At 62.4% G+C, this 14460-nt stretch carries 14 protein-coding genes; 9 read left to right on the top strand and 5 right to left on the bottom strand.

Features of this window, described 5'->3' with window-relative positions:
- Window positions 1-229 precede the first annotated feature (229 nt).
- Window positions 230-838 (top strand): RBBP9/YdeN family alpha/beta hydrolase, encoded by a 609-nt coding sequence (locus AC07OO_RS15550; protein WP_495082989.1) that lies wholly within the window; start codon window positions 230-232, stop codon window positions 836-838.
- On the opposite strand, the gene AC07OO_RS15545 is transcribed toward AC07OO_RS15550, so the two are convergent.
- On the bottom strand, window positions 765-2828 hold the full coding sequence (locus tag AC07OO_RS15545; RefSeq protein ID WP_495082988.1) for a S9 family peptidase: 2064 nt from the start codon (window positions 2826-2828) through the stop codon (window positions 765-767). The genes AC07OO_RS15550 and AC07OO_RS15545 overlap by 74 nt on opposite strands.
- A gap of 146 nt (window positions 2829-2974) precedes the next feature.
- Here AC07OO_RS15545 and AC07OO_RS15540 point away from each other — a divergent pair, with 146 nt between their 5' ends.
- From AC07OO_RS15540 to AC07OO_RS15515, 6 genes are all read left to right on the top strand, one after another.
- Window positions 2975-3979, top strand: coding sequence for a sulfate ABC transporter substrate-binding protein (locus AC07OO_RS15540; protein WP_495082987.1), 1005 nt, complete (start codon window positions 2975-2977; stop codon window positions 3977-3979).
- Between the two features lie 3 nt (window positions 3980-3982).
- A complete protein-coding gene (gene cysT / locus AC07OO_RS15535) occupies window positions 3983-4861 on the top strand; it encodes a sulfate ABC transporter permease subunit CysT (protein WP_495082986.1) in 879 nt (292 codons plus the stop codon).
- A complete protein-coding gene (cysW, locus tag AC07OO_RS15530) occupies window positions 4858-5754 on the top strand; it encodes a sulfate ABC transporter permease subunit CysW (RefSeq protein ID WP_495082985.1) in 897 nt (298 codons plus the stop codon). The genes cysT and cysW overlap by 4 nt, the downstream gene beginning before the upstream one ends.
- A gap of 22 nt (window positions 5755-5776) precedes the next feature.
- Window positions 5777-6889 (top strand): sulfate/molybdate ABC transporter ATP-binding protein, encoded by a 1113-nt coding sequence (locus AC07OO_RS15525; RefSeq protein WP_495082984.1) that lies wholly within the window; start codon window positions 5777-5779, stop codon window positions 6887-6889.
- 119 nt (window positions 6890-7008) lie between these two features.
- Entirely contained in the window at window positions 7009-9000 is a 1992-nt protein-coding gene (locus tag AC07OO_RS15520; protein WP_495082983.1) for a sensor histidine kinase, read from the top strand.
- 150 nt (window positions 9001-9150) lie between these two features.
- A complete protein-coding gene (locus tag AC07OO_RS15515) occupies window positions 9151-9813 on the top strand; it encodes a hypothetical protein (RefSeq protein WP_495082982.1) in 663 nt (220 codons plus the stop codon).
- Here the strand turns inward: AC07OO_RS15515 and AC07OO_RS15510 are convergent.
- The gene (locus tag AC07OO_RS15510; RefSeq protein WP_495082981.1) at window positions 9803-10381 is read right to left on the bottom strand and encodes an NUDIX hydrolase; all 579 of its coding nucleotides are present in this window, start codon (window positions 10379-10381) and stop codon (window positions 9803-9805) included. The genes AC07OO_RS15515 and AC07OO_RS15510 overlap by 11 nt on opposite strands.
- Window positions 10378-10842, bottom strand: coding sequence for a hypothetical protein (locus AC07OO_RS15505; RefSeq protein ID WP_495082980.1), 465 nt, complete (start codon window positions 10840-10842; stop codon window positions 10378-10380). The genes AC07OO_RS15510 and AC07OO_RS15505 overlap by 4 nt, the downstream gene beginning before the upstream one ends.
- A gap of 302 nt (window positions 10843-11144) precedes the next feature.
- On the opposite strand from AC07OO_RS15505, the gene AC07OO_RS15500 reads away from it, so the two are divergent.
- Together AC07OO_RS15500 and AC07OO_RS15495 are read left to right on the top strand one after the other, a co-directional pair.
- Window positions 11145-11804 carry a dihydrofolate reductase family protein gene (locus AC07OO_RS15500; protein ID WP_495082979.1) on the top strand — a complete coding sequence of 220 codons (660 nt, stop codon included), beginning with the start codon at window positions 11145-11147 and terminating at the stop codon, window positions 11802-11804.
- 108 nt (window positions 11805-11912) lie between these two features.
- Window positions 11913-12470, top strand: coding sequence for a hypothetical protein (locus AC07OO_RS15495; protein ID WP_495082978.1), 558 nt, complete (start codon window positions 11913-11915; stop codon window positions 12468-12470).
- 28 nt (window positions 12471-12498) lie between these two features.
- Here the strand turns inward: AC07OO_RS15495 and AC07OO_RS15490 are convergent, their stop codons facing one another.
- Together AC07OO_RS15490 and AC07OO_RS15485 are read right to left on the bottom strand one after the other, a co-directional pair.
- Entirely contained in the window at window positions 12499-13596 is a 1098-nt protein-coding gene (locus tag AC07OO_RS15490) for a patatin-like phospholipase family protein (RefSeq protein WP_495082977.1), read from the bottom strand.
- A 113-nt stretch (window positions 13597-13709) separates the two neighbouring features.
- Complete coding sequence (locus AC07OO_RS15485; RefSeq protein ID WP_495082976.1) at window positions 13710-14387, bottom strand: TetR/AcrR family transcriptional regulator; 678 nt, start codon at window positions 14385-14387, stop codon at window positions 13710-13712.
- Window positions 14388-14460 lie beyond the last annotated feature (73 nt).

Here is a 14460-nt window from a genome sequence, read left to right as displayed (position 1 = left end):
TGCAACTAGCGGGCCAGGCTTTTGGCCTGCTTTTGCGTGCTTTTGCAACACAAATGGCCTGGGGTCTGCTGGGCTTCCAACACGGTGGCCATAGCAATGGTGAATACGCAACACCAGGCGGTGCAGGCGTCTATATCCCAATAAACGCATAAACAAAGAAGAACATAGTCGTTGGAATTCTGCGCATCGCTGACCACAATCCCGCTTCATCTTTGAGTAACCGCAACCTATGGCAACCGTTCCCTCCATCATCATCGTGCCCGGCTGGCGCGACTCCGGGCCCGGCCATTGGCAGAGCCTGTGGGCCGACAGCCTGCCCGGTGCACAGCGCACACAGCAGGACGATTGGGTGGCACCTGCGCGCCAGGCCTGGGTGGGCTCGTTGGCGCGCCAGATATTGGCAGTGGATGGCCCCGTGGTGATCGCGGCGCACAGCCTGGGCTGCATCGCCACGACGCATTTGCCGCCCGAAGCCGCTGCGCGCATCCAAGGTGCCTTGCTGGTGGCCCCGGCCGACCCTGAGCGCCGCAGTGTGCTGGCCGACTTTGCGCCCGTGCCCTACCAGCCCTTGCCCTACCGCAGCATTCTGGTGGCCAGCAGCAACGACCCCTATTGCCCCGTGCGCACGGCCGGTGCCTATGCCCGCGCCTGGGGCAGCGAATTCGTGCGCCTGCAAAACGCCGGCCACATCAATGTGGAAGCCGGCTTTGGCGCCTGGCCGCTGGGCTTGGCGCTGTTGCAATCACTAGTGGGCAGCGGTTGGTTCAGCGACCCAGGTATTTCTCAAACCAGGCCAGAAAGCGCTGCTGCATATCCTGTCGGTAGCTTGGCAGCTTGAGGCCATGGTACTGGCCGGGGTAGATCACCAACTGCGTATCCACACCCAACATCTTCAGCGCCTGGTACATCTGCTCCCCGCCGGTGATGGGCACATTGAAGTCCAGCTCACCGCCTAGAAACAGCGTCGGTGTGCGGATGCGGTCGGCGTGGAAAAAGGGGTAGGACACCTTGATCCACAGGTCTTGTGACTTCCACGGCGGACCCATCTCCCGCTCGTATTGCACGCTGTACTGGTCGGCGCCAAACATGCTGAGTTGGTTGGCACTGCCCGCACCGCTGACGCCGGCCTTGAAGCGCGCGTCGCTGGCGATCACGTAGTCGGTCAGGATGCCGCCATAGCTCCAGCCGCCCAGGCCCAGGCGCGCCGGGTCGGCAATGCCTTGTTTGACGGCCCAGTCCACCGCGCCCAACAGGTCTTGCACTTCCTTGTTGCCCCAGTCGGCATAAATGGCTTGCTGGAAGGCATCGCCCCGGCCGCTGCTGCCGCGGTAGTTGACCTGCAGCACCACATAGCCACGGGCGCTGAGGAGCTCACGCATCACATTGCCATCACTGGCCAGGCGGTGCGCATCCTGGCCATTGGGGCCGCCATGGATCAGCAGCACGGTGGGGTATTTCTGGTCAGTCTGGTAGTTTGGTGGCAGTGTCATCAGGCCATGCACCTCGGTGCCGTCCTTGCTGGCGGAGCTGAACTCCTCCGTACGTCCCCACTGCAAGCTGGCGACCCAGTCGTCGTTGTGGTGGCTCAGACGTTGCAAGGCGGGTGTGGTGTTGGTGGGTTTGAAGACATGCACTTCATCGGGCTGCTTGGCACTACCGGCCAGCACGGCCAACGTGCCATTGCCTGCCACGGACAGGTAGGACACGCTGGCTTGTGTGGGTGTGATCCGCTGCACAGCGCTGGCGTTGCCTGTTGCCGCGTTGACGCGCACCACGTAGCTGCTGCGGTCATCGTCCACGATGCCATACAGGCTGCGCCCATCGGGTGCCCAGGCCATTGCATTCTGGAAGCCGCGCTCCAGGCTTTGGCTCAGCACGTTCACAGGCCCGCCATCCCGGCTGACGCTGGCCATGCGGTAGCGTTGGTAGGCGGAGAAGCGCACATCGCTGCCCATCAAAAAGGCCAGCGAGCGGCCATCAGGGCTCCACAGCGGGTAGCTGTCTTCGTCGGTGGTGAAGGTGGCCAGCTTGCGGGGCGCTGCTGCTCGCCCGGTCTGCGTGGGCAGGTCCATGACCCACAGGCTGGTTTCTTCGGTGCGGTCGGCCTCGGGTGCGCGGTTGCTGAAGAAGGCCATCTGGCGGCCATCGGGCGACCAGGCCGGCGCGGTCTCGCCAAAGTTGCCACTGGTCAGTTGCGTGAGTTGGGACGTAGCCAGATCCAGCGCAAACAGGTGGTTCTTTTGCGGGCCCAGGTAGCCCTCAATGTCCTGCTTGAAGTGGAAACGGTCGATGACGATGGGCGGTTTGGTTTTGCGCTTCCAGCCCTCCATCTGTTCGGGCTCTTCGCGGGGGTCGGCATCGGGTACCACCAGCACCAGGCGTTTGCCATCGGGCGACCAGCGGAAGTCGTTGACGCCGGTCTTGGTGGCGGTGACCTGCTCGGCCTCGCCGCCGCTGCGGCTCAGGCGCCATACTTGGGCGTTCTTGCGCGCGGCCTCGTCCTCGCCACGCTCGGCCAGAAAGGCCAGCCACCGACCCTGCGGGTCCCAACGCGGCTTGCCCTTGACGTCGCCCGAGTGGGTCAGCCGCAGGTGCTGCTTGCCATCGGTGCTGCTCATCCACAGGTCTTTTTGCTGTCGGTCCTTCTCGGTGTTGGCGGTCTGCACCGTATAGGCCACCCACTGGCCATCGGGGGATATCTGCGCCTCGCCAACCGGGCGCAGGGCCTGCGCGTCGCTGGCTTGCATGGGATGGGGCGGGGCAGCAACAGCCGGGGCTGCGCTCAGGCAGGCCAGCAGGCCCGCCACGGCGGCGATGCGTGGGATCATGTCGGGGTTCTTAGCGGTGTGACAGAGAAACCTGGAATATACAAACAACTAAGAATTCGTTGGCGAGTGGGGTTGAACTGGGCAGAATCGCCAGATCAGCCGGCTGAACCCTTGCCGCATTGGCTGCCCAACCCACTGGATGATCCATGAGCCTTAAGCAAAAAACCACGCTAGCCCTCGCCGCAATTGCGTTAACCGCTAGCAATTTGGTAGCGGCACAAACCACCACGCTGCTCAACGCCTCTTACGACGTGGCACGCGAGTTCTACAAGGACATCAACACCGCCTTCGTCGCCAACTACAAGAAGACCACCGGCAAGGACATCAAGATCGACCAATCCCACGGTGGCTCCAGCGCCCAGGCCCGGGCTGTCAACGACGGGCTGGACGCCGACGTGGTGACGATGAACACGACGACCGACGTCGACTTCCTCGCCAACAGCGGCATCGTCGCCAAGGACTGGACCAAGAAATTCCCCAACAACGCGGCCCCCACCAGCTCCACGATGCTGTTCCTGGTGCGCAACAATAACCCCAAGGGCATCAAGGACTGGGACGACCTGATCAAGCCCGGTGTGCAGGTGGTCGTCGTTAACCCCAAGACCGGCGGCAATGGCCGCATGGCCTATCTGGCCGCCTGGGGCCAGGTGCGCAAGAAGGGCGGCACCGACGCCCAGGCCCTGGAGTACGTGACCAAGCTGTACAAGAACGTGCCGGTGTTGGCCAAGGGTGGCCGTGATGCCACCACCATCTTTCTGCAACGCAATATTGGCGATGTGCTGATCACGTTTGAATCCGAAGTGGTGTCGGTGGACAAGGAATTTGGCGCCGGCAAGGTGGACGCCATCCACCCCACAAGTTCCATCGTGGCGGAGAACCCCGTGGCGATTGTCGAGCGCACCGTGGCCAAGAAGGGCACGGCCGAGCAGGCCAAGGCCTATCTGAACTTCCTCTACACCGACGAAGGCCAGGAGATTGCGGCCCAGCATGCGATCCGCCCCACCAACCCGGCCCTGTTGAAGAAGTACGCCAGCACCTTCAAGCCCATCCAGCTGTTCCGTGTCGAAGATTATTTTGGCTCGTTTGCCGAAGCGCAGAAAACGCACTTCAACGACGGCGGTCAGTTCGACAAGCTGTACACGGTCAAGTAAGCCATGTCGGCAACGCTTACCACCGACTGGCAGCCAACACAGCAGCCAGCACGACGGCCCACGCGCCGCGTATTGCCAGGCTTCAAGCTGACGCTGGGCTTCACGCTGTTCTACCTCAGCATCATCGTGCTGATCCCGCTGTCGGCGCTGCTGTTCAAGACCTTCACGCTGACCTGGGACCAGTTTGTGTTCGCGGTCAGCAGCCCACGCGTCATGGCCGCTTACCGGCTGACCTTCGGCGCATCCTTCATCGCAGCTCTGGTCAATGCCGTGTTTGGCCTGCTGATTGCCTGGGTGCTGGTGCGCTACAGCTTCCCTGGCAAGAAGCTCATTGATGCCCTGGTGGACTTGCCCTTTGCGCTGCCCACGGCTGTGGCTGGGATCTCGTTGACTGCGCTGTTGGCCAGCAATGGATGGATCGGCGGCCTGCTGGAGCCCTATGGCATCCAGCTCGCCTTCAACCGCAACGGTGTCGTCATTGCATTGATCTTCATCGGCCTGCCCTTTGTCGTGCGCACGGTGCAGCCGGTGCTGGAAGACGCCGAGAAAGAGTTGGAAGAGGCCGCCACTTGCCTGGGCGCCACGCGCTGGCAGACCTTTCGTTATGTGATTTTCCCGACCGTGGCACCGGCTTTGCTGACCGGTTTTGCGATGGCCTTTGCCCGCGCCATTGGCGAATACGGTTCCGTCATCTTCATCGCCGGCAATATGCCCATGGTGTCCGAGATCACGCCGCTGATCATCATCGGCAAGCTGGAGCAATATGACTATGCCGGAGCGACCGCCGTGGCCGTGGTCTTGCTGGTCATCTCGTTTGCCTTGCTGCTGGTCATCAACGCACTGCAAGCCTGGCAGCGCCGTCGCTCGGGAGCCGCGTCATGAGCACGACCACCGTACGTCGCGCAAGCGCAGGCACTACGGAACCCGCTTGGGTCAAATGGACGTTGATCAGCCTTGCGCTGGGCTTTATCTTCCTGTTTCTGATACTGCCCCTGGCCGCCGTCTGTGCCGAGGCCTTGCGCAAGGGGCTGGATGCCTACCTGGATGCCTTCAAAGAGCCCGATGCCTGGAGCGCGATCCGCCTGACGCTGATCACCGCCGCCATTGCCGTGCCGCTGAACCTGGTGTTTGGTGTGGCCGCAGCCTGGGCCATTGCAAAGTACGAATTCAAAGGCAAGGCCTTGTTGACCACGCTGGTAGACCTACCGTTTTCGGTGTCCCCAGTCGTCGCAGGCTTGATCTATGTGCTGATGTTTGGTGCCCAGGGTTGGTTTGGCCCGTGGCTGCAGGCGCATGACATCAAGATCGTGTTCGCCGTACCTGGCATTGTGCTGGCCACCATCTTTGTGACCTTTCCCTTCATCGCCCGCGAGCTGATCCCGTTGATGCAGGCCCAGGGCACCGAGGAAGAGCAGGCCGCCCAGGTGCTGGGCGCTACCGGCTGGCAGACTTTCTGGCATGTAACGCTGCCCAACATCAAGTGGGGCCTGATCTATGGCGTGATCCTGTGCAATGCGCGGGCCATGGGTGAGTTCGGTGCGGTGTCCGTGGTGTCGGGCCACATCCGCGGTCAGACCAACACGATGCCGCTACACGTCGAAATTTTGTACAACGAATACCAGTCGGTGGCTGCGTTTGCCGTGGCCTCGTTGTTGGCCTTGTTGGCCTTGGTCACGCTGGTCATCAAGTCCTTTGTGGAGTGGCAATTCGAGCGCGACCAGAAGGCCGCTGCCGCCTTGCCCCCTGAGCGTCCATTGAGCCCTGTTCAGCCCTGAAGCCTATATTTCGAGAAACACCATGAGCATCGCCATTCGCAACGTCAGCAAAGACTTTGGCACTTTCAAGGCCCTGCGCGATGTGTCGCTGGACATCGAGTCCGGCGAACTCGTCGCCTTGCTCGGCCCTTCGGGCTGCGGCAAGACTACGCTGTTGCGCATCATTGCCGGCCTGGAAACGCCCGACCAGGGCAATATCCTGTTCAGCGGCGAAGACACGACCGACGTGCATGTGCGCGAGCGCAACGTGGGCTTTGTGTTCCAGCACTACGCGCTGTTTCGCCACATGAGCGTGTTCGACAACGTGGCCTTTGGCCTGCGCATGAAGCCCCGCGCCACACGCCCCAGCGAGGCGGTCATCAAGCAGAAGGTGCACGACCTATTGGGCCTGGTGCAACTGGATTGGTTGTCTGACCGCTACCCGGCGCAGCTGTCCGGCGGCCAACGCCAGCGCATTGCCCTGGCCCGTGCGCTGGCCGTGGAGCCCAAGGTGCTGCTGCTGGACGAACCCTTTGGCGCCCTGGATGCCAAGGTCCGCAAGGAGCTGCGCCGCTGGTTACGCCGTCTGCACGACGACCTGCACGTCACCAGCATCTTTGTGACCCACGACCAGGAAGAGGCCCTGGAAGTGGCCGACCGCGTGGTGCTGATGAACAGTGGCAAGGTGGAGCAGATTGGTTCTCCCCAGCAGGTGTGGGACCACCCTGCCAGCCCGTTTGTCTATGGCTTTTTGGGTGATGTGAATCTGTTCAACGGCCGCGCCCACGAAGGCGAAATGCTGATCGGCGAAGACCACCACGGCGTGCGCCTATCCAGCCCCGAGCACCGCGAAACGCAGGACACCAAGGCCTTTGCCTACGTGCGACCCCACGATCTGGATGTGCGCCGCTATGTGGCGGGCGGTGCACACAACGCCGACGGGCAGGCGCGCGGCATCCCCGCCAAGCTGGTGCGCGCCATTGTGGTCGGGCCTATCGCGCGGCTGGAGTTGCAGCCCTTGGACGCCTCCGCCGCGGGCAGTGGCGACATCATCGAGGCGCAAATTCCGGCGCAACTATTCCAGTCCCAGGGTTTCAAGGAGGGTGAGACCCTGGAGCTGACACCGCGCAAGGCCAAAGTCTTTGTAGCGTCTTGAACCGCAGGCCCCTGGCAGACTTGTCAGGGGCCTTTTTTCTGCGGGCTGCGTATTGACAAAAGTCCGGCCAAGGCTGACATTGACAGCAAGACCGACCCCCTCCCCCCGCAACGCTCTCAATGACCCTGGCCACCCGCACAGCCCTCTTGCTCAGTGGCATCTTCACCCTGGTGTTCGGCGTGGCCGTGTGGCTGTCCCTGAATTTTTTCGAAGAGCGCTATGTCTACCTGGCCGGGCGGCACCAGTTGACCACGCTGCAGGGCTATGCCGAGACGGTCGAAGGAAAAATCAGCACCGTGCACACCACGCTGGCCGGCGCCGGCAAGCTGGTGGATGCCCAACTGCTGGCCAAGCCTGCCGAGGCCCAGCGCTTTTTGGACTCCCGAACCTTCTTGCAGCGCAACTTCAAGCAGGGGCTGTTCCTGTTCGATGCCGATGGCCGCATGGTGGCCGCCAGCCCCACCAGCATGGCTGCGACGCGCGGCACGGCCATTACCGACATTGAAAGCCGCCTGGTGCAGCGCACACTGAACCAGCGCACGCCCCAGGTCAGCGCGCCCTTTGCGCTGCCGGGCGCACCCAAGGCGCCGTTGATCGCGCTGAGCGCGCCGGTCTTTGGGCCGGATGAACGCGTCATCGGCGTCATCCAGGGGAGCCTGGAGCTGCTGGACAAAAACTATGCTGGCAATCTGGCCCAGGTCAAAGTAGGGGAGACGGGCTACCTCTACATGCTGACACGGGACCGCACCATGCTGCTGCACCCCGACCCTACGCGCAGGCTGGCACTGGCGGCCAAGCCGGGCCAGAACAAGGGGCTGGACCGCGCCATCGATGAGCACTTCGACGGCACCACCGAGACCATCAACTCCACCGGCCTGCACGCGCTGGCTACCTTTGTGGAACTCAAATCGCTGGGCTGGATACTGGCGGGCAACTTCCCGATGTCCGAGGTGCGCGAGCCCTTCCGCCAATCGCTGCACACCATTGCCGGCTTTGCGGTTGTGGCCTGCTTGCTGCTGTTTTTGCTGATCGCCTTGCTGGTGCGCCGGCTGCTGTTGCCGGTGCGCTTGTTGACCCAGCATTTGGCCGAGGTGGGCCAAGGCAAGGCACAACCGATTGGCCTGCCCAACACGGGGGAGCTGGGCCTGATGACCCAGGCCTACAACCAGATGCTGACCGATCTGCAGGCCAGCGAATCCGCCCGCGTAGACGGCGAGCGCCAGCTGCGCGAGCTCAATGCCTTGCTGGAGCAGCGCGTGCGCGAGCGCACCGAAGAGCTGGAGACCACCAACACCGAATTGACCCAAACCCTGAGCACCAACCTGGCCATCAAGAACGAACTGGTGCGCTCCGAGAAGCTGGCTGCGCTGGGCAATCTGGTGGCGGGCCTGGCCCACGAGCTCAATACCCCGGTTGGCAATGCGCTGCTGGCCGCCAGTGCCCTGCGTGCACGTACCGAAGACATTGGCGAGAAGCTGGACGCTGGCGCCATCAAACGCAGCGACTTCAAGGACTACAAGGACGAGAGCATTGGCGCCGCCATCCTGGTGGAGAAGAACCTGCACCGCGCCGCCAGCCTGATCGACAACTTCAAGCAAGTGGCCGTGGACCAGACCGCCGAGCACCGCCGCACGTTCAACGTCGACAAGACCATCGAAGAGGTGCTGTCCACGCTGGAGTACCTGGTGCGCACCCGGCCCATTGCCGTACACCTGGATCTGCATGCCGATGTGACCATGGACAGCTACCCCGGCCCGCTGGGCCAACTCATCGTCAACTTCTTCACCAATGCGCTGACGCATGCCTTCCCCGGTGACACCAAGGGCAATATCTGGATCCGCAGTGCGCGCCATGCGGATGACGGGGTGAAGATCGAATTCAAGGACGACGGCTGCGGCATACCCGATGCCCACATCGAAAAGGTGTTCGACCCCTTCTTCACCACCCGCATGGGCCAGGGCGGCAGCGGCCTGGGCCTGAGCATTGCGTTCAATATCGCGACCGGCATGCTGGGCGGCACGCTGGAGGTGGTCAGCGCGCCGGGGCAGGGGAGTAGCTTTATTGTGGTCTTGCCGCGGGTGGCGCCGGTCGCGGTGGTGGCTACAGCTTAAGGAAATGGTGCGTTAGCCCTCGTCAAATCTGCATGATGTGCTATCAAAATAGAAGCGCATGCCAGGTGTAACAACCCGTATCGCAGTGGCAAGGGTGCGAGGGGTTACAGTAGCCCCCTGATTTCCTTTGTCCCCCCCCTCTGTATAGCAATGAAAAGACAACTCACCGTTTTGGCCTGGCTGCTGGCCGCTGGCTACGCCCAGGCGCAAAGCTCTGCCCCGGCCACGCCCGCCGCTTCCACTGCCGCGCCTGCAACTGCCGCGGCCACGGCCTCCACACCGGCCAAGAAAGAATTGGTCGCCCGCGTGCTGGTGCTGCAGCAAGCCGCCATCGAGCAAACCGCACAGACCATCGTGGAACGCCCCGCGATCCAACTGCAACAGCAGGCCGGCATGGCCTTGCAGACCCGTGTGCCCCCCGAAAAACGCGAGGCTGCCGCCAAGCTGGTGCAGGCCGATCTCAAAAAATATGTGGATGAAGTCGGCGCCTCCGTGCGTCAGCAAGCCATCAAGCTAGCCCCGTCGACTGTGGGCGCGCTGCTGGAAGAAAAATTCACCGAAGCCGAGCTCAAGGAGCTGATCGGCATCATGGAATCCCCGGTCAACCGCAAGTTCACGCAGCTGGGCGGCGACCTGCAAAAGGCCTTGGGCGAAAAACTGGTGGCCCAGACCCAGGCCACGGTGGCACCCAAGATCAAGGCACTGGAGCAAACCATCGTCGCCCACCTGGGGCTGCCGCCCGCGCCCGCCGCAGCCGGCAAAGCGTCCGAGCCTGCGCCCGCAGCCGCGAACAACAAGTCGCCTAAGAAGTAGCGGAGCGCTGGCGCAGCTTGTTGATAAACCGCCCCATATGCGGATCGCTGCGCGCCAACGGAACATCGGCCAACGCAAACCAGCGCACGGCGTGGAACTCGCCCGCATCAAAGCGGATGGGCTGCGTGCGCCCTGTCTGCACCACGTACCACAGTGACACATCGGTGTGGCCCGCCGTCAGGCCCACCGTGTCGGCGCAGGTGATCATCACAGGCGGGCCTATGGGATGCTCGGCGTTGAAGCCCAGCTCTTCGGCCAGTTCGCGGGCCACCGTCTCACGCGGATGCTCGCCCGGCTCCACATGGCCACCGGCGGGCAACCACAGCTGGGCGTTCTTGTGGTCGACCAGCAGGATGTGCTGGGCGTCTTCATCGACAACGGCAAAGTAAGACACCAGGTGCTTGGGCGGCGTGGCCGGCTTGGCTTGGCGGATCAGTTCCACGCCCGAGTCCACCCAGGCCAAGGTTTCCGCCTGTTGCTGTGCCTCCAGTGCGTCGTTCGGTGTGATGGCCGCTATCTCGGCGCGGATCTTGTGGCGCTGGCGTTCAGCAAGTGTGATGGTGTTCATGCTTCGCTTGCACGTAGCGTGCAATAGGACCGCTCGGCAAACTTGCCGCCGGGCATGCCCCAGCTGTGCGTGATGCGCAACTCTCCACCGGGCTTCAGCGCCAAGGTGATTTCTTCGCGAAAGATTTGGACCGTGTCCCGTGGTCCGCTGGCGAAGACGACGGCCAGCGTGCCGTCTTCTTCATCGTGCGAACTGTCGATGGCGCGGTGCGGCAGCACGAAGGGCAGCTCCTCCATCACGGGCCACAGGCACAGCGCGCCATCGGGCGTGGCCGCCAGCAACGTGGCCTCTTGGTGCAAGTGCTTGCCATCGGCGCGGGTGGCCGTGTAGTGGAGCATCAGCGCGCTGGCGTTGACCAGCGGCTGCATCTCCAGCCGCCCCACAAAGTCTTCACCTTCATGGTTGGTGCCGGTGCCTGTGAAGTTTGCGGGCTGGGATAGCAGGGCTGCGAGTAGGTTCATATGCATGCTCTGGGGTTTGTGTTCAATTGCGCATCCATGCGCGTTGGTTTGTTCTTTGATCAAGCTTGCCGGTTGTGGCGGAGCGCGGTGCCACCCCGTGATAACAACTCCGCGGGTGCGGCAAACAGGTAGTGGGATTGTTCACACTCCAATTCTTCGCGCGAGCCATGCCCCCATAGTACGCCTGCGGACCATAGACCATTGCGGTGGGCAGCCGTCAAATTCTGAAGCCTAGAATCGTTGGACAGACTGTACGCAGGTTTGCTGCACATATTTTCCAGGTAACCACACGGAGGCATCAGATGACACGCGTTCGCGTTGAAGGCTTCACCATTTCGCTCGACGGATACGGAGCCGGTCCCAGCCAGGACCTCAACAATCCGCTCGGCATCGGCGGGACGGATCTGCACCAGTGGCTGTTTCCAACGCGCACCTTCCAGCGGGCCTTGTTTGGCAATGATGGCGGCGCGACCGGGGTTGACGATGATTTTGCTGCGCGTGGCTTTGACAATGTAGGAGCCTGGATTCTCGGGCGCAACATGTTCAGCCCGCACCGCGGCCCCTGGTCCGACATGGATTGGAAAGGCTGGTGGGGAGACAATCCACCGTACCACGTTCCGGTCTTTGTACTGACACACCATGTACGCCCCTCGATAGCGATGGACGGCGGTACGACCTTTCACTTTGTCACCGGCGGCATCCACGAGGCGCTTCAGAAGGCCCGTGAAGTAGCTGGCGAGCGTGACGTACGCATCGGCGGCGGGCCACACACCATCCAGCAGTTCCTGCGAGAAGGCCTCATTGACGAACTGCACATCGCCATCGCGCCAGTATTGCTAGGCAGTGGCGAGCGCCTGTTCGAGGGGGTTGATCTGCGGGCCCTAGGGTATGAATGCGTGCAGAGTGCGGCCACGCAGAAGGCTACGCACGTTGTGTTGCGACGCAAAGCGCGTGCTGGCTAATGCAATTCTGACAAATCGCTCACGTGTCCAGCGCTTGCCAATGCGAATAGGCGAAACTCTAGTGTCTCGAATCTTTTTGATAAGGCTTTATCGTCGCCTGAAGACAAATTGGCGTTTGACAGTGAAACAGATTTCTTCGCGTATTACATAGACAGGATTATGGGTAAACAAGTGCCGGTAGTGATGTCGCTGCAGGACGAGGTTGAGTTTCTGAGCTTTCTGCGCGGCACCGCCGACGTCCGTATTTTTCGAAGCTCTGCACCGACTTCGTCGCAGCTGGAGGTCGTGGACTTTCTGGATGACTCGGTACCCTGCACACAGTTCTTTGTTACGAATACCGCATTCGGTTGGATACCGACTGTTTGTATCGTGCCCGCAGATGCGCCCGTGGTCGAGCGCCGTGGCTGGGCATACATCAGTGGTTCCGGGGTTGCTCCGATGATTGAGTACGATCGCCATAGCCCTATGCATGGTGGTGGGCGAATCTATTGGCCCAAGGTTTTCTGTTCACCAGCCGCAAACCTCGCCTACGAGATTGCTGAGTTCGAGCAGTGGTATGGCGTCATTGCCCGTTGGATCAAGAAGAGGGGGCTGAAGTCTGCATCCGAGAGTTACGGCCCTTACTACATGCCCCATGCATGGGCCATGCGAGGTGGGAAGAGCTAGATCCCGTTCATTCGCGCAGAGCCCACCCTCACAAGCGGTTATACCGATTCACCAACCGCATACCTTGCTGCGTGCCCGGGTTGTCCCGCGCAAAGGCCTCGCGGGCGCGGGCGTAGCCGAAGTTCCAGTGGTCTTCCATGTGCTGCACAAACACCGGGTAGCTGGGCGGGGCCTCCAGGCGCACGCGGTTCTCGCGCCAGGCCAGCACTTTGCGCAAATAAGGCTTGGCCAGCGCGTGCTCGATGTCGGATGTGTCTATCCACACATCGGCATGCTGGGCATGCACGCGGCGCAGGCGCTGGTTGGCGTCCGTGCCCAGCACGGCGCGCCATGCGGGGACCGACATCACCTGGTCAAACGGCGCCTTGAATTCCATGACCACACGGTCGGCCAACTGATGGGCCATTTCGATGGGGAATAAATCCACCACGCCGCCCATGTAGTGCGCACCGCCGTGCGCATGGCAGGCGAAGTAGTACATGTCCGATACCGAGATGCGGGCCGCGTGGTCCAGCGGCATCGTGGTGTCGGTAGTCACCTGCGGCGCGACGGCGCTATTGCCCCATTCGGTCGTGCCCAGGGGCGCGGGTACGCCATGCAGCAGCTCTGCCGCACGCGGGCCGCAGAACACCGTTTGCTCAAACAGCTTGCGCCGCCCACGCCGGTGACCCACCTCGGCCGGCGTGTACAGCAGCTTGCTGCCCACCAGGGCCACATCGGGGCCGCGTTGGGCAGGAGGTGTGGATGTTGCCAATTGGGGCAAGGCCGGCAGTGCAAACAGGTAGTTACCAAACAGATCGGGCACGCGCGGCGCGGGCTTGCGGTTGATGGCGCGGCTGGCTACATCCAGCAGCGTGCGGTGGATGGTGGCCGCCGGGGCAGGGCGTATGCCGCTCCAGAAGCGGTGCATCTCGGGGGAGGCCAGCCAGGCTTTTTGCGCAGCCGGGTCGGGCAGGGTGTGGATCACCGCCGCGGCGATGGCGCCACCGCAACTGGCCAGCACCAGGTCGGGCGCCTGCCCCGCATCGCAGGCCGCGGCATACATGCCCAGGTAGATGCCGAAGCGGAAGCCACCGCCGGACAAGACCAGGCACTGCCGGTATTTATGGGATTGTGTTTGCACCATGCGCCCAAAATAGCACAAACTCCGTCAAGGGGCTGTGCGCATGTGGCTGACTGAATGCACTACATATTTAGTAGCTATTCATCTATATTTCACGAGGGCTGTAGCCCAATTTCCTATAAGCCACATCCCCGCATCAGCAGCGACACCACATGCTCGGTGGCGCGCACATGGTCTTTTTTGCTCAGCGCCTTGCGTCCCAGCACGGCGCAGACCTGCACGTCGAAGTCGGCATAGGTTTGGGTGGCGGCCCATATCGTGAAGAACAAGTGGGTGGCGTCCACCGGGGCCATGCGGCCGGCGTCTATCCAGCCTTGGATGACGGCGGACTTCTCGACGATCAGGGGCCGCAGCTCGCTCGTCAAGATGGTCTTGACCACGGGCGCGCCGTGCAGCATCTCGTTGGCAAATACCTTGGAGCCATCGGGCCGCTGGGCCGATAGGTCCATCTTCACGCGGATGTATTGCTCCAGCGCGGCACGCGGGTCGGCGTCGGCCGTGATGCCTTGGGCGGGGGCCAGCCAGTCGCTGAGCGTGCGGGCCAGCACGGCGCGGTACAGCACATCCTTGCTGCCGAAGTAGTAGTGCAGGTTGGCCTTGGGCAGGCCACTGGCCGTGGCGATGGCGGCCATCGTGGCACCGCCAAAGCCGGCACGGGCGAATACCTTTTCGGCCGCGGCCAGGATGCGGTTTTCGTTGGACTTGCGGATCTGCCCTTTGATCGGGTCTTCTTCGGCTGCGGGCGCCGCGGAGCTGCGCGCCCGTGGATTAGTTTTGGCTTGTTGTGATTTCATGCGGACAGAAAAGGGGGCGCACCGCGCAATGCGATGCAACCCCGGACAGACATGGTAGAGCCGAAAAGCTAAA

This window comes from Rhodoferax sp. GW821-FHT07G04, from assembly GCF_059418585.1.
Note: the sequence above shows the minus strand (reverse complement) of the source record. Positions and strands in the feature narration are given on the sequence as shown.